Annotated in this window: 25 protein-coding genes; 5 read left to right on the forward strand and 20 right to left on the reverse strand. The window is 49.3% G+C overall.

Translation table 11 applies throughout. The features are described from left to right. Window positions 1-102: 102 nt before the first annotated feature. From OGM81_10850 to OGM81_10930, 17 genes are all read right to left on the reverse strand, one after another. Window positions 103-933 carry a hypothetical protein gene (locus OGM81_10850; GenBank protein UYJ42831.1) on the reverse strand — a complete coding sequence of 277 codons (831 nt, stop codon included), beginning with the start codon at window positions 931-933 and terminating at the stop codon, window positions 103-105. After that, a complete protein-coding gene (locus OGM81_10855; protein ID UYJ42832.1) occupies window positions 930-1,262 on the reverse strand; it encodes a winged helix-turn-helix domain-containing protein in 333 nt (110 codons plus the stop codon). The genes OGM81_10850 and OGM81_10855 overlap by 4 nt, the downstream gene beginning before the upstream one ends. Next, entirely contained in the window at window positions 1,249-2,409 is a 1,161-nt protein-coding gene (locus OGM81_10860) for a hypothetical protein (protein UYJ42833.1), read from the reverse strand. Before OGM81_10860 ends, OGM81_10855 begins: the two co-directional genes overlap by 14 nt. Beyond that, complete coding sequence (locus tag OGM81_10865; protein ID UYJ42834.1) at window positions 2,327-2,617, reverse strand: hypothetical protein; 291 nt, start codon at window positions 2,615-2,617, stop codon at window positions 2,327-2,329. The genes OGM81_10860 and OGM81_10865 overlap by 83 nt, the downstream gene beginning before the upstream one ends. Next, on the reverse strand, window positions 2,565-3,470 hold the full coding sequence (locus OGM81_10870) for a hypothetical protein (GenBank protein UYJ42835.1): 906 nt from the start codon (window positions 3,468-3,470) through the stop codon (window positions 2,565-2,567). The genes OGM81_10865 and OGM81_10870 overlap by 53 nt, the downstream gene beginning before the upstream one ends. A gap of 294 nt (window positions 3,471-3,764) precedes the next feature. Beyond that, window positions 3,765-5,000, reverse strand: coding sequence for a hypothetical protein (locus OGM81_10875; protein ID UYJ42836.1), 1,236 nt, complete (start codon window positions 4,998-5,000; stop codon window positions 3,765-3,767). Window positions 5,001-5,029: 29 nt separating this feature from the next. After that, window positions 5,030-5,854: a C39 family peptidase gene (locus OGM81_10880; GenBank protein UYJ42837.1), complete on the reverse strand. Its 825-nt coding sequence runs from the start codon at window positions 5,852-5,854 to the stop codon at window positions 5,030-5,032. 77 nt (window positions 5,855-5,931) lie between these two features. Then, window positions 5,932-6,090: a cyclic lactone autoinducer peptide gene (locus OGM81_10885; GenBank protein ID UYJ42838.1), complete on the reverse strand. Its 159-nt coding sequence runs from the start codon at window positions 6,088-6,090 to the stop codon at window positions 5,932-5,934. Next, entirely contained in the window at window positions 6,077-6,670 is a 594-nt protein-coding gene (locus OGM81_10890; GenBank protein ID UYJ42839.1) for an accessory gene regulator B family protein, read from the reverse strand. The genes OGM81_10885 and OGM81_10890 overlap by 14 nt, the downstream gene beginning before the upstream one ends. 107 nt (window positions 6,671-6,777) lie before the next feature. Then, window positions 6,778-8,124: a GHKL domain-containing protein gene (locus tag OGM81_10895; protein ID UYJ42840.1), complete on the reverse strand. Its 1,347-nt coding sequence runs from the start codon at window positions 8,122-8,124 to the stop codon at window positions 6,778-6,780. Then, on the reverse strand, window positions 8,121-8,834 hold the full coding sequence (locus tag OGM81_10900) for a LytTR family DNA-binding domain-containing protein (GenBank protein ID UYJ42841.1): 714 nt from the start codon (window positions 8,832-8,834) through the stop codon (window positions 8,121-8,123). Before OGM81_10900 ends, OGM81_10895 begins: the two co-directional genes overlap by 4 nt. A gap of 221 nt (window positions 8,835-9,055) precedes the next feature. Next, window positions 9,056-9,523 carry a sigma-70 family RNA polymerase sigma factor gene (locus OGM81_10905; protein UYJ42842.1) on the reverse strand — a complete coding sequence of 156 codons (468 nt, stop codon included), beginning with the start codon at window positions 9,521-9,523 and terminating at the stop codon, window positions 9,056-9,058. A gap of 180 nt (window positions 9,524-9,703) precedes the next feature. Further along, window positions 9,704-10,090 carry a hypothetical protein gene (locus OGM81_10910; protein ID UYJ42843.1) on the reverse strand — a complete coding sequence of 129 codons (387 nt, stop codon included), beginning with the start codon at window positions 10,088-10,090 and terminating at the stop codon, window positions 9,704-9,706. Between the two features lie 101 nt (window positions 10,091-10,191). Beyond that, on the reverse strand, window positions 10,192-10,926 hold the full coding sequence (locus OGM81_10915; GenBank protein ID UYJ42844.1) for a DUF4367 domain-containing protein: 735 nt from the start codon (window positions 10,924-10,926) through the stop codon (window positions 10,192-10,194). Next, window positions 10,904-11,077, reverse strand: coding sequence for a hypothetical protein (locus tag OGM81_10920; GenBank protein ID UYJ44997.1), 174 nt, complete (start codon window positions 11,075-11,077; stop codon window positions 10,904-10,906). Before OGM81_10920 ends, OGM81_10915 begins: the two co-directional genes overlap by 23 nt. A gap of 155 nt (window positions 11,078-11,232) precedes the next feature. Beyond that, window positions 11,233-11,460 carry a hypothetical protein gene (locus OGM81_10925; protein ID UYJ42845.1) on the reverse strand — a complete coding sequence of 76 codons (228 nt, stop codon included), beginning with the start codon at window positions 11,458-11,460 and terminating at the stop codon, window positions 11,233-11,235. A gap of 16 nt (window positions 11,461-11,476) precedes the next feature. Continuing rightward, window positions 11,477-11,824 (reverse strand): helix-turn-helix transcriptional regulator, encoded by a 348-nt coding sequence (locus OGM81_10930; GenBank protein ID UYJ42846.1) that lies wholly within the window; start codon window positions 11,822-11,824, stop codon window positions 11,477-11,479. A gap of 297 nt (window positions 11,825-12,121) precedes the next feature. Here OGM81_10930 and OGM81_10935 point away from each other — a divergent pair, with 297 nt between their 5' ends. After that, complete coding sequence (locus OGM81_10935; protein UYJ42847.1) at window positions 12,122-13,039, forward strand: ParM/StbA family protein; 918 nt, start codon at window positions 12,122-12,124, stop codon at window positions 13,037-13,039. A gap of 6 nt (window positions 13,040-13,045) precedes the next feature. Further along, a complete protein-coding gene (locus OGM81_10940) occupies window positions 13,046-13,366 on the forward strand; it encodes a hypothetical protein (protein ID UYJ42848.1) in 321 nt (106 codons plus the stop codon). A gap of 72 nt (window positions 13,367-13,438) precedes the next feature. On the opposite strand, the gene OGM81_10945 is transcribed toward OGM81_10940, so the two are convergent. The 3 genes from OGM81_10945 to OGM81_10955 form a co-directional block, all read right to left on the reverse strand. Then, window positions 13,439-13,825: a hypothetical protein gene (locus tag OGM81_10945; protein UYJ42849.1), complete on the reverse strand. Its 387-nt coding sequence runs from the start codon at window positions 13,823-13,825 to the stop codon at window positions 13,439-13,441. A gap of 98 nt (window positions 13,826-13,923) precedes the next feature. Further along, entirely contained in the window at window positions 13,924-15,267 is a 1,344-nt protein-coding gene (locus tag OGM81_10950) for a GHKL domain-containing protein (protein UYJ42850.1), read from the reverse strand. Then, window positions 15,252-16,028, reverse strand: a complete 777-nt coding sequence (locus tag OGM81_10955) for a LytTR family DNA-binding domain-containing protein (GenBank protein UYJ42851.1) — start codon at window positions 16,026-16,028, stop codon at window positions 15,252-15,254. Before OGM81_10955 ends, OGM81_10950 begins: the two co-directional genes overlap by 16 nt. Window positions 16,029-16,158: 130 nt before the next feature. Here OGM81_10955 and OGM81_10960 point away from each other — a divergent pair, with 130 nt between their 5' ends. The 3 genes from OGM81_10960 (at window position 16,159) to OGM81_10970 (ending at window position 18,777) form a co-directional block, all read left to right on the forward strand. Next, window positions 16,159-16,548, forward strand: a complete 390-nt coding sequence (locus tag OGM81_10960; protein UYJ42852.1) for a hypothetical protein — start codon at window positions 16,159-16,161, stop codon at window positions 16,546-16,548. Between the two features lie 245 nt (window positions 16,549-16,793). Next, a complete protein-coding gene (locus OGM81_10965) occupies window positions 16,794-17,303 on the forward strand; it encodes an RICIN domain-containing protein (protein ID UYJ42853.1) in 510 nt (169 codons plus the stop codon). 121 nt (window positions 17,304-17,424) lie between these two features. After that, window positions 17,425-18,777 carry a hypothetical protein gene (locus OGM81_10970; GenBank protein UYJ42854.1) on the forward strand — a complete coding sequence of 451 codons (1,353 nt, stop codon included), beginning with the start codon at window positions 17,425-17,427 and terminating at the stop codon, window positions 18,775-18,777. Window positions 18,778-18,804 lie beyond the last annotated feature (27 nt).

An 18,804-nucleotide genomic window follows, 5' to 3' on the forward strand; every position in this document is an offset into this window, starting at 1 on the left:
AGGAATCGTATTGGTATTCAAGCGCGCTTACAGCACATTTGATACTATAGTTTTAAACGCCTTCTTTTGAATACCTTTTCCCTGCATGTTCCTCATCGTTTCTTATTGCAGAACCGTCAAATTGGTGTCGGACACATAACAGATGCTACCGCTTGCGGAATCTGTATTGATAGCTTTGATCATCAACACTTTGCCTCCATTAACGCTTACGCTGATAGGGCGCACATTTTCATCTCGAACGATGTTATCGACACGGCCAACCAATACATCGTCCACATAGATTTCTACACTTATGTTTGCGTCACGACTTGTGTCGTCAGACGTCAAAATGTTGGCCTCGAATGTATCATACCGACCATCAAGCTTAAATTTTGCCCATGCTTCCTGCCAAGGGTCAAACTTATAGGATACACTGTGTGTTGTCCCATACAAATCACGGACGGAAGCCACCTGCTCACATCGCTCGCTGTCTAACAGTTCCAGATTATCTAAGCGTTTGGTCTCCACCTCGTCTAAGTACCCCTGCGCTACGACTGTATCGATCTCGTCCATCGAGTAAGTATTCAGCAAAACGGATTTCAAATTTTCAACCTGTTCTTGTAGCGCGGCATTTTCACTTTGTAATGTCTGCGTCTCAGAAGTGAGCGCGGCGTTTTGATCTTTCGTTGAGTTATATACGTTGATCAACTGCTCGGTGATTGCGACCGTATCACCCGACTGTGCCAAATCAGCGGCCTGAGCATCATCTCCCAAGGTAGAGATGACATTTACAATGGTTTGCTGCGAGGCGTTTTGCAGACTGGTCACCTGATTTTTAAGATCGGCCGACACCTGCGCTTGGAAAATTCCAAAAAAAGCGCCTACCGCTCCAAAAATCGCTGCAAGTGCTGTGGCAATGTTTTGGACTTTTTTCGCTTTTTCCTCTGTCTTCATTGTGGCGATTCCTCCTTTTTACCTATCGACCGTAGTCTATACCCAACTTGTAATACCGTTTCCAAATAATCGGCCAAGCCGAGTTTCTTCCGCAAAGTATGAATATGCATATCTAGCGTGCGCGTTTTTACATTCGGGGGCAAATTCCAGATATTAGTTAATATTTCCTGGCGCGAAAGTACTTGACCCTCGTGCAGGATCAGGTAACAGAGAAGGCGATATTCCATTTTTGCCAAGTGGACAAATTTTCCTTGCGCCAGAACTTTATGGGTTAACAGTTCCACACGGATTGGTCCATAGATTAGCGCATCTTGTTCAACTGGCGGCATCCAAGATCGATCCTTTCCACTCGTAACAATCCCGCAAATATCCCCACAAGGTTGCAGTTCCAAGCAACACGACAACCAACAACAGAAGGATCACCCAGGCATTATTGTAGGGAAGGCCCTCCTCACCGGCGTACCCCTGGGTCGTGAAGAAGTTCGCCGCATGGAACAGCGGCCAGAACCCCAGCCACTCGATGCCGCCATCCATACCCGAGAGGCTCAACAGCGCGGGCAGGCAGTACCCCACGGCGCTGACGAACAGCGCAGGCAGCAGGTTGCCGAACACACGGCCCAGTGTGAGGGTAATTGCGCCCATGCAGAGGCAGGCGGCGATTCTACACACAAACCAAAACAGCAGCACGTCGGACAACGTAAACAGTGCGGGCAGGCTCTCAAACTCCGAAATGCTCATGGCCGGGGCGAACAGGGCGGGCAGGCCGTAGTCCCGCAGCACCTGAATCAGATGCGGCAGGCAGGACGCCGCCGCGATCAGCACCGCCACGCCCGCACTGACCGCAAGCTTGGCCCGCACCGTGCGCTTGCGGCCGAGCGGTGTCGTGCAAAGGATTGTCTCCATGCCGCCGCGGCGCTCCATTGAGAAAAGCCCTGAAAAACACAGCGCACAGGCCAGCCCGGCCAGCAGCGTATCCTGCACGTCGGCATCGCCGGTGAAGCCGAACAACTCCTTGTAGCCGCTCTCATAGACGAGCCACGCGCCGGGATGTTCTTTCAGATAGTAGTTGATGTTCTGGTTGATAACCCGGCTGTAGACACTGTACTTTTGTTGCAGCGAACTGAACGCCAACATTGCATCGCTGGACAGCTCCCCGGCCGCCACCTTCCGCTGCACTTCGAGCATCGGGGCAAATTCTTCTCCCTGCTCCTCCAGCCAATCATAGCTTTCTTGGGTGAACGGCCCGGAGGTATGTTTCATGTAATAGGCGTAGTAGATCTCATCCGGCCCGATGTAGCTCTCGGCGGTCACCCCCTGGTAGATGCCAAACCCGGCGAACGCCGCCAGCACCAGCGCCGCGCCGTTGAGAAGCAGCAGCTTGCGGGCTTCTTCCTTATAAACAGAGGTCGCGTGCGTCTTGTGCCGCAGCCCCAGCAGGAACCCGCGCTTTGACGCAGACAGCAGTTGCGCGCGCAAACACCCAGCAAAAAGCAAAGGTCAGAACCCCGCCATACACAACCGCCGCCGTCCACTCGACGAGCGGCAGGCCGATTGGCGAACCAAACCAAAACAGATTGCGGTAATTTCCCAAAAGTTCGTTGGTTTGCAGCAGGCTGGCTAAATTGGCGTATTTAATCACATTCAGCCGGCTGGTGGCCGGAATCGCGGCGCGGATGCCAAACATCACAAGCGGCCCGGCGGGCAACGAGTGCCGCCAGCATGACCCACAGCCCCATGACAAACGCGCCGGCCCACTTGGCCAGCAAAAAGCGGAACAGGTACTGCCCGACCGTGATCTGCATCGTGCAGCGCATCAGGGCGGGCACGCTCTGGATCGTGCGGGTCAGCGGGCCGAGGCCGAACGTCGCGGCGCAGTAGGCGAGGTTGACGCCGTACAGCAGCGCAAGCACGGCCAGCAGCGACAACGCAAACGCGCCGAGCTTGGCCAGCGCCGTTTGCAGTCGTCCGCCGGGCAGCGAACGAACCAGTGACAGCAAGCCGCTGTCCCGCTCCTGCCGCACGAGCAGCAGCGCCTGCACGAGCATCGACACCAGCAAAATCAAATCGGTGAAAGCATAGGAGATCGCAGTGTACAGACCTTTTTGCGGGTAATAATCAATGGCTGTCTCGCCCAAACCGGCGCACACCGCCGCCGTAACTTCAATGTTTTTCAGGTCATACCCGGTCTCATCGTTCTGGAAAATCGAGATGCCCGCCAGCTGCCCGGCCTTGGTCTGCACGCTGTCGAGGAAGTCGCCGTACCCGGCCACCGTGTCGTACTCGCTGACCAGTTGGGAGAGCAGCGCATAGTCCAGCGACAGGCTGTCGGTGTACAGCGTGTAGGTTTTGTCGTGGTAGGTCTGTTCCCAGGCGTCGAACAAATCTGCGTTCTGCTCACGGTAATACTGCAAGGTCACGCTGTTGCCATAGGCGAGGTCGCGGTAGTAGTTTTCGAGCCGCAGCAGCGACTCGGTTTCGTCGAGCTTGCCGTGCAGAAAGTCACCCTTGGCGGCCATGTCCGAACTCTGGGCAGCCAAATCAGCCCCCACGGCGCGGTAGGCCGCGGCGTGGGGGCTGATTTGCGGTAGGGCGGGTGCCCATCCAGAACAATAGAGGACTTGATTTGAATTGGTATCAGATTTCTCCTTTTCGCAGTGAATGAAATGGATTGGCAACTGCAACACTGAGCATGTTTTAACACATACAACTAAAAAAGATTACTGCCAAGAAGCAGGTCTTGATAAAATTATGTTTACGACGAAAGACAACTGATTGTGAGATACACTTGCTCTTCAAACAAGCAAGGCTTCATTCATTATGTGCAACTCGGTTCATTTTATCAGATTTGCACACGGATACTGGATAAGCTTTGTGTTGTCCCCGTTTTCAGCATAAATCTGAGCAATGACGTTTCCTGTTTCGTTTGCAAAAAGACGGTAGTTTGTTTCCGTGCCCATATCCAATCGGACGGATTGCCATGTGGCTGTTTTTAGGTTATACAAAACAAGATGAGCAAAATCCTTTTTCAAATATGCCTGCTGCTCGGGAAATGTGCTAAACAGAAGCCATTCCTCGGCAATCGGATGTGGGGTCAACAAATAACAGGGGGTGCACTGTGGAATGGGTAGCCGCGAAAATTCTGTGTCTTCCTTTTGTAAAACGGTAAAATAGGGTGCACTCCCGCAATTGTACCACTTTATAAAAAAGGTTTGATCTTGAATATAGAGTTGGTCCGCCGTATATTGCGCGTCTTCATATTCCGGCAATGCTAGATTCTTCCTCCACAAAACCGACCCGTTTATTGAATTGCACTGCAACCAATTGCTTCCGTCCATTTCTTTCATTAAATAGTATAAATAGGTTCCATCTGAGGCAATGGCGGTAATTTGTGGAGGCCTTTCTAACGATAGATTGGCGGTGTTAAAAATTTCAAGTAGCCTCTCTGTGGATCTGTTCCACAGCAGGACCATTTGCAATTGTGAATCGGCTGTTACCAGAAATGCTGCTGTGTCCTGATCAACTTTAGCAAATCCAACCAATGACGTTGCCGCAGCGGCATCTCTTAAAAGCGTTTCCGTTGTACCTGTGACAAGATCTGTCATAATAATGCTCACGGTTCCATTACGGAAAGGGAACGAATACAATGTTTGGCAATCAAACAAAAACGGATCCACAGAGGAAATGGGAGAGGTATTCGTTATTCTGATGAGCCTTGTGTCGCCGCTTTTGTAATCGGCTGTGACCAAAAGCTCTTCAAACTCTTCCTCTTGGGCCGCATTTGAAAGTGTACGCGCATTTTGTATCCAATAACAAGAAATAATGTTATTGTCCAAGAAGCCGATCACCTTTAAGTCTGTTCTGCCTATTGTATCAATCTGACTGTACATATCTACAGCTTGCGATGTAATAATTTCGCCGTGGATCGTCACCAATCGATCAGAAGTATGCCAAACTCGCCAGAAAAAACAAATTGTGACACCTAAAACAATGACTATAGATAGAACAAAATATAATTTTTTTGATTGCACTGTACCCGTCCCTTTATGGAATAACCTATCATGGTTCATAGTAGAGTTCCTTTTTGACGCGCTACATTTCAAGCCGCAAAATAGTCACAGGTGGAATATACGACCGAAGAATTGATGTAATATTTGCCCGAGGAATAAGAACTAGAAGACTGTTGATTTGTTACATCAGGATCAGTTACCTGGATTGTTGCATTAGAAAGGTTATATCCGCTAACGCTCATAAAATGGCCGGAACTAATATTAATTGGCCATTTGCTCGTGTCATTATAGCTGGTCCGCTTTGTTCCTTGAATGGCACCTGTATGTAAGATTGGAGGGTTATTGTTGCTAATTACGCTGGCCATCATATTCAGCATTTGTTGGGAAGATGTATATGCACCATTTTTCCACAAAGCCATATAAACAACCCCTGTAGGGTCACCGCCTTCTCCATACAAGCTAGTATTAATATAGTAAAACATCTTCGAAATCTCAAAGATGCCATTGGTTGGACTGTAACAATAGGTGGCCGGTTTACTAGCATCACTCATTTCCGACATAATTGTGGACAAATTTTTCACAAGACCATAATGAGCCAGTGTTTGTCGCACTGTAGAGGGACCACAGCTAACACCATTAGGTTGGCGCGTATGTGGGACATAAATTGTCATACTATTACTTGCCCGGGTTAAGGCAGACGGTCCAGAATCGCGAACACTCATTAAATAATCACACTTTTTCTTGGCGGCCTCTTTGTAAGCGTTTGAATAAGTTGGATTATCCAATATTTCCTGTAAGGTATCCTGTAAGGTAGGCGGGTTACTATTTTCAGCGTAGGGTTCTGCTGCAAATGCACAAACCGTAAAAGTACAACTGAACATTAATGCGAGTAATAGTGAAAAGAAGTTTTTCATAAATAACCTTCTTTCTTGTTCGTGTTGCGTCAGTTATTGTATCTTTGCATATGGGTGTTCTATCCATAGAGGCGGGGTTACTTCTTGGTTTCATTAGGATCTCTTGTTAGAGCTTCCGGCCGCTTGGGCTGATAGTTCCAGCCATAGCAGTCCACAGCGCCGCTGCGTTCCCGTTCCACCATCTTGTGCAGTGCCGAAGCCAGCGCTTCGGTGAATCGGTTGTCATTCTTGTTCATGGGTAAAACCTCCATTCTGTATTTTTCCTGCAATCAGCATACTGGCCGCCAGGGTAACGGCCGCCGCTGCAGTTTTACTAAGCCAAACTCCCCAAGGGAGGAGTGGAAGCACGCTGAAAGCTACTGCCAATACGAGCAGCTCCCACATCATCCGCTTCCGATTTCGATCGAGTTCTGCTGGCGTCATGGCAATGTGGGGGTCATTGCAAGGACCTGCCAGGCCAATCACAAGACAGGCGATCATTCCCACCAGTGAATGCCCCACCACCGGCCATCCGGCTGTAATCTGCGGGTATAAGAACAGACCGCACAGAACGATCAGCGAAGAATTTATCAGGCACCGTATAGCCGAGCCCGCATGGTGACCGCCGACGCGGTGCCGCAGGCTGGTAAAGACAACAAAGAACAGAACGGTGGAATATACATCCGAGACCAGGAGACCGATCAAAAACAAAATCGGATAAAAGACTGCCGCCAGCAACCGGCGTTGTAATCCGTACACAGCCCACTCGTAGTCCTGCGCCGGGATCAGTTTTTTGGCCACAAAAAAGGATGCTATTTTCTGAGCCGGATGGAGCATAACCGCTTCACCTCTTTGGCTTAAAAATAGCATCCTGTTTGCGAGTTGGCAAGGAATATGTCCCGAAACATTCAAAATATGTCCCGAAATGACATGCGTATGAAAAATCAAAGGGATTTTTGTGTAATTTGATCGTGCTCCGGCGCAGGCGAAATAGTCTGATGAAACAGTACCGTGGAGAACTGGAACCAGCCGTCCTGGCACAGAATGGCCGGACAGGCGCCATGATCTGCCAAAATGGAGACGATGTTTTGCAGTCCATATCCATGCGCAAGTGGATCGGCCTTGGTCGTTACAGGCAACCCATTTTCCATTACGGGCGCTTTGTCAATGGTATTCATCACGGAAAGAATGGTTTTCTCCTCCGAACACTGAATCTTGACGCGAATCAATCGTGTTCCCTTCTGCGTCTTGCACGCCTCGATTGCGTTATCCAGCAGGTTGGAAAGTACCACTACCGTCTCTTTGTTGGAAAGCGGGAACTCGGCAAGATCGTTGATGGCAAAATCCACTTGAATCCCCAGTTCACAGGCCTGCGCATACTTTTGGTTCAAAATGGCGTCCACCACCGGGTTGTTGGAATGGACAGCCAACGCATCCAATTGACCTGTCTCGGAGATTTCCGCCAGGTACTGCCTGGCGGCCGCCAAATTTTCCTCCTGCAGCAAACCGCCGAGAACCGAGAGATGGTGTTTGAAATCGTGGGTCTGCTTACGTTGGGCGGTTTGGGCCTCCAGCAAAACCTGCGTTTTTTCCAATTGAGTTTCGAACTGGTGTTGGAGTGCCACGTTTTGCTTTCGCTCCTCGGCTTCCTGCTCAATGTGGTGCAGCAGGCCCATCAAAACAGCGTTGGCGGCCACCAATCCCAGTGCGTTTACGATGGCCCAGTGACTGACGCTGTGGTCTTTGGCCGTTACCTGGAAAAGAAATGTTATGGTTCCTAGTGACACCAGCGGAAAAACCAGCATAGCCAAAAAGCCGGATACTGAAATTTTCTCAATTTTTGTCCATGACTGCGCAAATCGCCAAATGGCAAAAGAAACCACAAAGATAACAATATAAGAGAACAATGCACAAATCATATAAAGCTGCGGGTCAGCAAATATCTGCTCTCGCGGCATCCCCACCCAGTTGCAGAACAGAAAGATGGCTGCCGTATCCAGGGCCAGCATAATGACATAGCTGAAAACTGCACACAAGCATTGCGTCAGAATCTTGCCCTCATAGCAAGCATGGCAAAAGACGGTGAACACCATGACTAGCAGAATCGCCTTGATCGGGAATTCCCTGATAACGGGCACCACGGTGATGAGATAGCCTGCGGCCAATGTTCCCAGGAATGCCAACACCAACTGCCGCTTTGCGCAGGTCCGTCGGAACAACGCGGTACACAACAGCAGGCAGGAAATATGTCCAATCAAATCCACGGTCAGTAAGGATATTTGTTCGATCATAAAGCGCCCACCCATAAGTTGTATGTCTGCACAATTTCGTTGCTGTTCTGTTTGCTGACCGGGAGGTCCGTGCCATCGGTCAAAGTCAGATGGGTTCGGTTGAGAAAGCAGATATGCCGCATGTTGACCAGGATCGTCCGGTACGTTCGCAAAAAGCCCTGAGTGCCGAGCCGTGCTTCCACATCACCGAGCGATTCATTGCAATCATACGAAGCTCGGTTGTTGTTTTGAAGGTGGTACGTTACCTTGCGCTTCTGTCCCTCGACATAGAGAATGTCCTCAAACTTGACCATCACATTGCCTGCGTCGGTGACAATGGCATACCGCAGGTGTTTTTCCCGCACCTTCTTGACGGCCTCGCTCATCACCCGGTCAAAAGCCTGCTCCAGGTGGTTTTTGAGCAGATACCGAATCGCGTCCACCTCATAACCGAACGGAGCATACTCCACATACTCCGAGACAAAGATCAGCACGATTTGTGGATTGGTAGCTCGCAGCTGCGAGGCGACTTCAATGCCGTTCGTGCTATGCAGATCGACGTCCAATAACGCGATGTCATACGGTGAGGTGATGCTTTTCAGCAGCTTTTCGCCCGATTGATAAAGATCGAGTCTGTATTTGACATTAATCTTTTTCAAGTAACCCCTTGTCAATGTCTCAATTTTTTGAAGCCACAACTGGCTGTCATCACATATGGCAATTCTGAGCATACGATGATTTCCCCCTGGCTGGAATGCCAAACAGCACCGCAAACAGCGCTGCCGCGCTGTGCCAGACAAGCGAGGTGCTGTTTTTCCATTTTACCTTGTGTCAGCTCGGTTTGTAAAGTCGTTTGTGCGGTATTATGAGTTAGTATTATGGGTCATTCTGAGAATTCTGCAAAAGGAGCTGCCTGGCCCGATGAATGCGGGTTTTGACGGCCGCGGCGCTGCTATTTGTTATGTGCGCAATCTCCTTGATGGAATACCCCTGCACACGCAAAATCAAGGCGGTGCGGTAAACGGGTGGGCATCTCATCGAGGCTTTTCAACGTTGTTTCCAACCGCATTTTGGTTAATACGACATCCGCAGCATCTTCATGTAGGGATGCTGGTTCCACATCCACCGCGTCATAAGATAACGCACTTCGGCGATCCCACTTGCGCATGAAGTCGATGGTGCGATTCCGTGTGACCATGCGCAGGTAATAGGCGAGCTGTTTGGCGTTGTCCGTGCGGATGGAATCGATCTTCTCAATCAGCTCGAGGCAGGTCTCGTGCAGCGCATCCTCGGCAAGTTTATCATCATGGGTGATGGCGCGCGCCACCTGGTACATCATCCCGTAGTAGGTGGTGTAAATTTCGGTGAATTTATCCTTCTGCTCCTCAGTGTCGAGAATGGCGACATAAAAGGCAAGCATATCCACATCCTCCATACAAGAGATATAAATGCGTATACTATATATTCGTACGTATGCTTTGGGGATGTGGTTTCATATTTCGACTACAGCCAGGAAGGTTTGGCAGGCCATCCCGGCTGTATTTTAGAGGTTCCCGTGTTTGGATTGTGGAAGGTTTAAGGGAGCGGGCGGACGCTGGGGTCAGCAGCGCTTTTCAAAGTCGGTTGAAACGGTTTCGGTTACACCGTTTCGGGTGACTTTGGCGGTGGTGTTTAGTTTGTACGTTGTCCCGGATTTAATGGCATAATAACCGACAAACTCATGGCGAGGACCGTTGTAAGTCTCACTGACCTGAGATACCTGCGTATAGTTTCCGAAAAAGCCCTTTTCATATAGTGTAAGCGTACATTCTATTTTTGTTGTACCCTCCAAAGCAATAATAGCACTTGTATAGCTTCCATCATACGCCGACATACTAGGGCTGATGGATGCTACATTCCGCCAACGGGGCTCCGCAGCAAGAGCCGTTGTGCTGACAATACCAAGCAGAAGAGTTATAGCAAGCAGACTGCGCAAAAACTTTTTCATGATATGTACACCTCTTTTGTATGGAAACCTCATACCTTCTATTCGTATGAAAATGAAAAAGGTTACACCCATAAATAACATTTTTGAAATTTATCTTGCTGTCATCCATTTGATGAACTATCCAACTTTATCCCTTCAGCGACACTGATTATCTCGGATAAGTCACAACTGGAACTCACTTGATAGGTTAAGCCATCATTCTGCCATACTAATACATTACTCCCGTCTATAGTGGAACACAAAACAGCGTCGATTCCATCAAAAGAAATCTGATAATAATGGGTATATTCGTCATCAACAAAAGTTGATTGTTTATCTTGTATGGGCAATATCCGTACTGTTAACCATTCGCCGTTTTCTGATTGATACTCATTCCAAAAACTGGTGTTTGATGTTCTATTAGAAGGCGTCTCTGTAAACCCTTCCGGCAAATAGGTCAATTCAACATTTTGGAGCAGAATCACTGCATTTGGATCATCTTCCTTGGAATAGAGGATCTCCACAAACTGATCCCGCCAATTCAGCACGGTGGATACCACCGCCTCCTGCACAGCCTGCACAGGCATCAGTATGCAAGCAAACGCCGTCACGACCGTCGTGGCCACCACGAACAGCCGCTTTGTAGCGCGCCAGGCACCTTTACGTTCCTGTTTCCGTTTGGCCTGCTTGAGCAGCCTGTCCATCTTCTTCTGAAATTCTTCCGAAGGATGGAAGGCCGCGTTCATCTCTTCCAGACTCGGCATGGCGGATAGCTCCCGATCTTCAGCCTCAGCCACTACAAGTGCAATCAAGGCATCTGGCGAGATACGGATTTCACGGTTTTCCTGCTGATTCATCTTGTGCCTCCATTTCTTTCAGAATCATCTGCCTTGCCCGGTGAAGCCGTACTTTTGCATTCTGCGGCGTGATTTCCAAAATTTCGGCAATTTCCTGGATGGAGTATCCCATCATGCGCAAATCCAAAGGGTCTCTGTACTTGTCATCCATCTGTTTCACAAAAGCAACCAGCTCCTAAAAAGCGATTGCGTTCAGCGCAACGTCCTCGGGGCCATTCTCGGTTGTGGGATGATTCGCAAGCTCATCATCGCTCGTTGGCTTCATCTTGTTCAGTTTGCGCACGGCGTCCACCGCTTTGCTGTGTGTTAACAGTACAATATACGTTTGAGCTTCTTTGCGTCATCGATTTCCACTTCATCTATTATCCGTATCAGACGCAAAAAGGTTTCATGTACGGCGTCCTCCGCCAAATAGTGTTCTCCCACCACACCGATGGCTACATGGTACATCATCCCTGCATAGTTTTCATAAATATAGGCGATTTTATCTTTCTGTTCCGCTGTTTCCAGCATCGCCATATACATCCAAAGCATATAAGTTGCTCCTGTTTTATGTGTCGCTTTCCCCGCCGATGTCCTGCTGCAAGAACCAAGTGACATAATTGGCAATGAACTGCTTTTGCTTGAGCGAACAGTGATCCAGTTGATACATCAGCTCCTCCGAAAAGAATTTTCTTTGGGGTAACTGCGTGGCTGGCAGCAGGGTGTAAATTGAACAGTCCAATGCATCGGCGATTCTGTACAGATATTCGATTGATACCTTGTTTTTTGCCCGTTCCAAACGACTGATATATTGCATGGTTGTACTTAAATTTTCTGCGAACTCTTCTCGCGTCAGGCCGTGGGCTTTTCGCTGTTGCCGGATGCGTTTGCCGATTTCAAGATAGATATTTTCCAAACTTCTCACCTCAAAATAAGCGTAGCAGGTGCCGTTGCGAAAATTGAGCGCTACTTTTGGTTAGTATTAGTCAATATATGAAAATCATACTGCATAGCACTGATTTCAAGCGTTTTGTTCATGGCGGACTCCTGTGTTTTTACTTACTTTGCCCATTATAGCGCACCCGCCGGGGAAATGCAAACAAATAAATAATGCGTATTATTGCGTATAAGAAAAAATAATGCGTAAATTTGTTGGGAAATGACGTATTCAAAACGTATAAGGTAAATATAAGCATTGAAGGGAGTTGATGTTATGCTTATTGCTATCGACCACGGCAACAAACAGGTCAAAACAGTTCACGGAAATGCTATCGTTTCCGGTGTGCAGAAAAGCAAAACTCGGCCTTACGGCAGGGATGTACTGAAATACGGCGGCAGTTACTATACGCTGTCCGCACAGCGCATCCCGTACCAAAAGGACAAAACCACAGACGAGCGTTTCTTTATCCTATCGCTGTTTGCCATTGCGGAGGAAATCGAAGCACAGAACGCTTATACTTCCGGGCTGATGCCCATTGACCTTGCCATCGGCTTGCCACCCGCACACTTTGGCGCACAGAACAAGGCGTTCGTGCGTTACTTCAAACGCAAGGAACCTATCTACTTCTCCTACCGTGACAAGCTGTACAGCATCCTGATCCGCGATGTGCAGTGCTATCCGCAGGCGTTTGCAGCGGCGGCCATGATGCTGGGCGAGTTGGCAACAGTGCCGCGTGCGCTGATTCTGGATGTGGGCGGTTTCACGGCGGATTATCTGCTGCTGAAGAATGGCCGTGCCGACCTGTCTACTTGTGACTCGCTGGAAAATGGCGTGATTTTGCTGTATAACCGCATTCGCTCTAAAGCCAGCTCCGATTTGGACATTTTGTTGGAGGAAACCGATGTGGATGCCATTCTCTTGCAGGGGCAGGGGAGCAGTTACGGGGAAGAAGTCGCCGCGCTGGTAGAATATCAGGCGCAGGAGTTCGTCAACGATATGTTGGGCGCACTGCGCGAGCGCCAGCTTGACCTGCGCACGGGGCGTGTGATTTTTGTGGGCGGCGGTGCCTGCCTGCTGCGGCGACAAATCGAGGCATCCGGCAAGGTGGCACACCCTGTCTTTGTGGAGGACGTGAATGCCAACGCCAAGGGCTTTGAGTATCTTTACCGCTGCACGGTGACAGGGGCGTGATGAACCATGAAGCTGAAAAAGGACCGGGGGCGCTTTACGGTTCGCTTTGACATGGAAAATCCAGACCATGTGCGTGCCGTAGAATACTTGGAACGGCAGCGTGACAGGGGCAAGGCACAGTATCTTGCCGATGCAATTCTATGCTATGAAAAGGCAGCAACGAAGTCTTTTCAGCAGACGGACCGCGCCTTGATTGAGCAAATCGTGCAGGAATACTTAGAAAAGCAGAACTGTGGGCATACCCCAGATTTGCAGAAAAAGGAGCCGTCTATATCCTCGCCGCCAATAGATTTAATAGCCAGTGCTTTGGCTGATTTTAGAGGCTGACACATATAGTGAGTATAATAAGCAGCAATCCCCAAGGCAGCACCTTGGGGATTGCTGTTATTTAGTGCCTATTTACCGATTCAGAAAGATCCTCGCTGCACTAGGGTCTGGAATCTCCCAGTTGACGTACAGATCATTCAACGGGCAGGCGTGGGGGTCGCGGATATGCTCGTCGATCCAGCCTTTGTATAGTTCACAGAAGTTGGCTTTCGTGAGGATGGCACGGCACTCGGACTTGTCCACGGTGGTGCTGAACAGGTACTCCACATCATGAACCGGAACAATCACCGGCGCGCCGGCTGTGTCAAAGGCACAGAGCAGATTTTTACAGCCGCGGCTCACAGCGCGCTGGCAGTCGCCGCACTCAATGTAGATATAGTGGCACCACTCGGCCTGTTCCTCGGTGATATACTTATGCCGAAGCAAAAAATCGGTCATCGTTTCGGCAAGGTGTTCCATGCTGTGCGCCCCCTTGCTGAATACGATAAACCGATTTGTCCGCAAAGTCCAGAAAAACGGCGAAACTGCAAAATTCCGTGCGCAACTGCAAGTTTTGCCTATTTTTGTGCAGCAGCAACGGCTTTTTCGTTGGCGGCATCCGCCCATTCAAGGCAGAATAAGAAAGAGCCGTCTTTATAATCCATCAAATAAAAAACATCATATTTGTGCAGGATATCCATCACATTTGGCAGACCAAAGCCGTGCAATTCCGGCTCCGGCTTGGTGGTGGGGATATGGTCGCCGAAAATTTCGACCGGCTTGCTGGCATTTTCGACCGAGAAAAACAGCGTTGGCGGATTGTCGCTTTTGTTATAGATTGCTTTCACAGTCATGCGGCGTTGCGCCTTTTCCAGTTTTTGGCAGGCTTCGATGGCGTTGTCCAACAAATTACTCATCACGACCGTCAGGTCGACCGACGGGATCGCTACGTCGGAAAGGTCGTTGATCTCGAAATGCAGATCGATGTCCTGTTCTTTGGCCGCATAGCCCTTTTGATTGAGAATCGCATCAATGATCGGATTGTGCGTATTCACCAGCAGGATGCGCTCAGTTTGGCGCACCTTCAATTCGTCAAGGTAGGTCTGCGCGGCCTCCGTATCACCGTTTGCCAGCATATCCGAGAGTGCAAACAGATAGCCGCGGAACTCGTGCGTCATTTTGCGCTGTGCCGTGTAGGAATTGCCCAGCGCCTTGACGTTGGCGCTCTGCACCTCGGCGCGCTGATGTGCAACGGCCAGTGCCTCCCGCATCTGGGCGGTGGATTCCAACTGATCCAGCAGAAACAGCGCGACCATATCGACCGCGCACAGCACAAGCAGGCAAAACGTCCATGCGTCATTTTCGCCTGCGGCACTTTCTGCGTTGAACACCCGGTAAAGCACAAACAATGTACATAGTGGGAACAGTGTTGATGCCGGTATCCATGCGCGCGGCTTTCCGTTTTCCTGCGGCGGTGTGTGGAAATGCCGAACCAGTATAACAAACGCCACAAGGCACAGCCCCCGCAAAAAGATAAACGCGGTGTACAACGGTTTATTATATACATACTCCGTCTGCGTCATACCCGAATAAAGCAGCCATGCCTTTTCGGTCAGTGTTGATATAGAAAAGAAGCAGGCATAGCCCGTGATCACAACAAACAAGCGACGATCCCATCTGCTTCGATATAACATCAAGCTCATAGCATACTCGAGCGCAATTTCAATCAAGAAGCGGATAATATTGCTATAGCCATAATCGTTTGGCAACACATTTAGAACGACTGTGATAATGGCAGTCCATAACAGCCAATATGCCCAGAATTGTTTCCCGTTAAACCGTCTTGTAAAAAAGCTGTCCCACAGTTTTGTGTATAGCCATGTCTGCAGGGCACACATCAAAATACTCAACGCATATCCCATCTGCCGCGCCCTCTCCATGCCATGTATTTTGTTTTGATCGTCTTATACCCGTGCAGGCTGACGGGAAGCGTCTGGTCGGTGGTCAACGTAACGCCGCTTGTTTGCAGGGCAGCAATATAGCTCATATTGACCAAGAAGCTGTTGTGGATGCGCAAAAAGCCCTCCTCTGCCAGTTTCTCTTCCAGTGTGCGCAGGCTCATGCGGCTATTCAGCGGTGCCGCCGGTTCCGCACGATGGAAAATCAGCATCCGTTCCGCAGTTTCGACATAGACCAACTCGTCGAGCACGATGTTCGTGCCCTCGCCGTCGCACAGAACATTCAGCGTGCGGGTTCGGCTGCGGCAGGCGACCAACGCCTGCCGAAAATAGCCCGGCAGTTTTTCGGCCAGCTGCAGCTTGGGCAAAAAGCGGAACGCGCTTACCTCGTATCCCTCGGCGGCATATTCGCCGTAATTTGTCACAAAGATCAGCACCGCGTCCTTGCGGATCGTGCGCATCTGCCGCGCCAGCGCAATGCCGTTCACATCGCCCATATCAATGTCCAGAAAAATCATGTCGGCCTTTTGCACGGCTGCCTTTTTCAGCGCGTGGGGGTCATGGACACACTCAATCTGCATATAACGGCGGTTGAACTCCGGCTGTGCTTCGATCAGTCGTTTCAGTGCTTCGGTAAATATCGCGTCATCGTCACACAGCAGGATGTGCAGCATACCGTCACCGGCTTCCATCGTTGGATTTTTAGCGTTTGAAATTGTATCCAAAATAACGCGCCCCCTTTCGTTGTCAAGCCAAATTGCCCCGTTATAGACAAATGCGATGTTATAAATCATAGTATCTGAATATTTGTCCCCTGTCAACCGATACACCATAAGAAGTAGGAGGTTGACGCAGATGATGATGGATTTTGCAGGCAGGCTTAAACGTCTGCGCATAGAAAAAGGGTACTCTCAGGCGACGCTGGCGAAAAAAATCACCGATGCAGGCCAAAAGCCGGGCGAAGCATCCATCGCCAAATACGAGAACGGGCGCATCTATCCCAATTTGCAGACCGCCGCCTGCATGGCGGATTGCTTCGGTGTTTCAATCGATTATCTTGCCTGTGGCGAGAAAGCCGCGGTCGTTTCGGTTGACGGTCTGACCGACGAGCAGATCAATTTGATGACCGAGCTTACCCGTGCGCTGCGCCAGCAGAACAAAAGCCGATGGGGCAATCCCAAAAGCACCCCGACGCCGGAACAGCAGGAGCTGGTGTTTAAGCTGGTCGCACAGTTTTTGAAATAATGCCCTGACGATACGGCAAAGACCGGACGCTTTCACGCGCCCGGTCTTTTTTGCAGTTGCGCACGAATTTTTGCAGTTTCGCCGGTTTATTGGAAATTTTTGTCGGCGCGTGATAGAATGTGGGTGAGCCAAGAGGATGCGGTGCATCCCGCAAGATCCCATCGAAATGCCGGTGCACAGGCGTTTTGAATATCCGCCCCGAAACAAACCCGATACAAGTTTCTTTCAGATTGGAGGAATCGATTATGAAGAAACTCAGCAAGCGTTTTCTCACCCTTGCAATCGCCTGCGTTATGGCTATGATGATGGCCGTTCCGGCGTTTGCCATTGGAAACCCAACCGTAAGCTCCGGCAGATACAAAATTTACCCGAACGGAAAAACCACCTTTCTCCTTAACGTACGCGGCTATGGCAACGAGAATGACAACGTTACGCTCTACACTCCAACAAATGGTAACGACCAGGTTTGGAAAACGATTGCTACCAGCTATGGTGGATTTTACGTTGTGTCCGCTCTGTCTAATACCCAAGGTTTGAACATTTACCATGGCACGAACAACTGCCAACTGCATAGTTATGTCGGAAACACGACCGATGGAAAAAGCGATTGCATTGTGAACTTTAGAGTAACCAGCCATACCATAAACTTGCGGGACTGGCCAAGCTACTATTTAACCTTTGCCTCTTTGGCCGCCAATGCCAATGTTTACTGGTCGTCATCTCAAAGTTCTTGGGGTTGGGCCGCAACTAATTAACCACTTGCTTACACAAGAGATAACAAGGTACATCTTTTAACCTGCAACGGTTGTGTTTGATAAAAAGACTGGGAGACTTCTTTAGGTTTCTCCCAGCCTTTTTCACTCAGAGGTGTCTTAAATGAAAAAAATATATTGCTATATATCGTCTGTTCTGTGTGGAATCACTTTGCTTACATGTTCGGCATGCAGTGCCACACCCACAGTTGCCAAAGGAAGCAATGATGTTCCCGAACAAAGTCCTGTAGTGCCAATTGATGCTGAAAAGGGCACAACCGATCCAGCAGAGAATATTCAAATGCTTATTCCAAATACCATTGATTATGCTGCTGGCGCACAAACAGATGACGGCTATTATTATATTGAACCCAATCAGAACGACTATCTGACCGGGCAGATCCGCTATATTGATTACGCTTCGGCCGTCAATATTCCCTTGTCCGCGCAGGCCAACAGTGAGCATACAACAGAAGCAGATACCTCCTATTTGGATTCTATCATTGGGGATTACCGTATGTTTCTGTGGGGCGAGAAAATATATTATATACGCGCCGGTGCGTCTTCTTACATCGAAAGCAGTGATTTTGGTGATTTGGCTGCATCGGCGGTTTATAGTATGGATAAAGACGGCAGTAACCGTAAACTTATCTATCAGGGGAACAGCTCTGGGGATTTGCTGATGTATGCGGTCGGCTGGGATAACACCCTATGCTTCATGCGTCAAACCATAAGCAATTATGAGATTTTCAGTATTTCCACGAGCGGCGGGGACGAGCACGTTTTGTCAACGTTCCCAATCGATGTTTCTGCGCAAGTTATGGGCTGCATTGGGCGTAACATCTATTTTTTGAATATAAGCACCGACGAAAACGTCACAGACGAGTATGGCAGCTATGGACTGCGCTATACCATAAAGGCATTAAATGTCGATACCGATGAAATGATAGACGTTATGGACATTCCTCAAGATGGCACGTTGCCTGTACAGCCGTTTATTTCGGGCGAGCACATCTACCTATGCCACTTGGGAAGTACGCGGAAAATTGACGCATATGATGCAAATGGGACTTTACAATCTTCCATAAGTCTTAGTGCGGTTATGCCGGAGAATGTTCAAGCGTATGTGGGGCGCGGCCCCAATTTGATCGGAACCACCTATATTATTCCCTGCTGCGACACGCAAACAAAGTTGTGCTTTAATATTCTGGTAGATGTCAACACACAGGAAATAAACAGTTCCTCGATTCAGTACACACAATCTGACGGAAAAGATACCCTTTCCGCGCAGATCATCGCCGAAAGCCCGACGGATTATCTCGCCATCACTGCGGTCAACTATGTGGACGCCGAAATGCCGCAGGGCGACGGCACCAGTATAACGGTGCAAAACAGCCGCTACACCTACGAGCTGATCCCCAAGGATGAATTTTGTTCAGATAGTTACGCTTCTCGCACCGTCCAATGGGTCGATTAAATGGAATAACGCACCGAATTGCACAAT

The sequence above is a fragment of the Oscillospiraceae bacterium genome, assembly GCA_025758045.1.
Lineage (GTDB): Bacteria > Bacillota > Clostridia > Oscillospirales > Ruminococcaceae > Gemmiger.

Coding starts and splice junctions, on each gene's coding strand:
- OGM81_10880 (UYJ42837.1), bottom strand. CDS start 5,854: ATGAAAAACTTCTTTTCACTATTACTCGCATTAATGTTCAGTTGTACT.
- OGM81_10970 (UYJ42854.1), top strand. CDS start 17,425: ATGAAAAAAATATATTGCTATATATCGTCTGTTCTGTGTGGAATCACT.
- OGM81_10905 (UYJ42842.1), bottom strand. CDS start 9,523: ATGCTTGCCTTTTATGTCGCCATTCTCGACACTGAGGAGCAGAAGGAT.
- OGM81_10865 (UYJ42834.1), bottom strand. CDS start 2,617: ATGTTTGGCATCCGCGCCGCGATTCCGGCCACCAGCCGGCTGAATGTG.
- OGM81_10910 (UYJ42843.1), bottom strand. CDS start 10,090: ATGAAAAAGTTTTTGCGCAGTCTGCTTGCTATAACTCTTCTGCTTGGT.
- OGM81_10915 (UYJ42844.1), bottom strand. CDS start 10,926: ATGAATCAGCAGGAAAACCGTGAAATCCGTATCTCGCCAGATGCCTTG.
- OGM81_10925 (UYJ42845.1), bottom strand. CDS start 11,460: ATGCTTTGGATGTATATGGCGATGCTGGAAACAGCGGAACAGAAAGAT.
- OGM81_10885 (UYJ42838.1), bottom strand. CDS start 6,090: ATGAACAAGAATGACAACCGATTCACCGAAGCGCTGGCTTCGGCACTG.
- OGM81_10960 (UYJ42852.1), top strand. CDS start 16,159: ATGATGATGGATTTTGCAGGCAGGCTTAAACGTCTGCGCATAGAAAAA.
- OGM81_10945 (UYJ42849.1), bottom strand. CDS start 13,825: ATGGAACACCTTGCCGAAACGATGACCGATTTTTTGCTTCGGCATAAG.
- OGM81_10920 (UYJ44997.1), bottom strand. CDS start 11,077: ATGGATGACAAGTACAGAGACCCTTTGGATTTGCGCATGATGGGATAC.
- OGM81_10965 (UYJ42853.1), top strand. CDS start 16,794: ATGAAGAAACTCAGCAAGCGTTTTCTCACCCTTGCAATCGCCTGCGTT.
- OGM81_10935 (UYJ42847.1), top strand. CDS start 12,122: ATGCTTATTGCTATCGACCACGGCAACAAACAGGTCAAAACAGTTCAC.
- OGM81_10900 (UYJ42841.1), bottom strand. CDS start 8,834: ATGCTCAGAATTGCCATATGTGATGACAGCCAGTTGTGGCTTCAAAAA.
- OGM81_10875 (UYJ42836.1), bottom strand. CDS start 5,000: ATGAACCATGATAGGTTATTCCATAAAGGGACGGGTACAGTGCAATCA.
- OGM81_10940 (UYJ42848.1), top strand. CDS start 13,046: ATGAAGCTGAAAAAGGACCGGGGGCGCTTTACGGTTCGCTTTGACATG.
- OGM81_10890 (UYJ42839.1), bottom strand. CDS start 6,670: ATGCTCCATCCGGCTCAGAAAATAGCATCCTTTTTTGTGGCCAAAAAA.
- OGM81_10950 (UYJ42850.1), bottom strand. CDS start 15,267: ATGGGATATGCGTTGAGTATTTTGATGTGTGCCCTGCAGACATGGCTA.
- OGM81_10855 (UYJ42832.1), bottom strand. CDS start 1,262: ATGCCGCCAGTTGAACAAGATGCGCTAATCTATGGACCAATCCGTGTG.
- OGM81_10850 (UYJ42831.1), bottom strand. CDS start 933: ATGAAGACAGAGGAAAAAGCGAAAAAAGTCCAAAACATTGCCACAGCA.
- OGM81_10895 (UYJ42840.1), bottom strand. CDS start 8,124: ATGATCGAACAAATATCCTTACTGACCGTGGATTTGATTGGACATATT.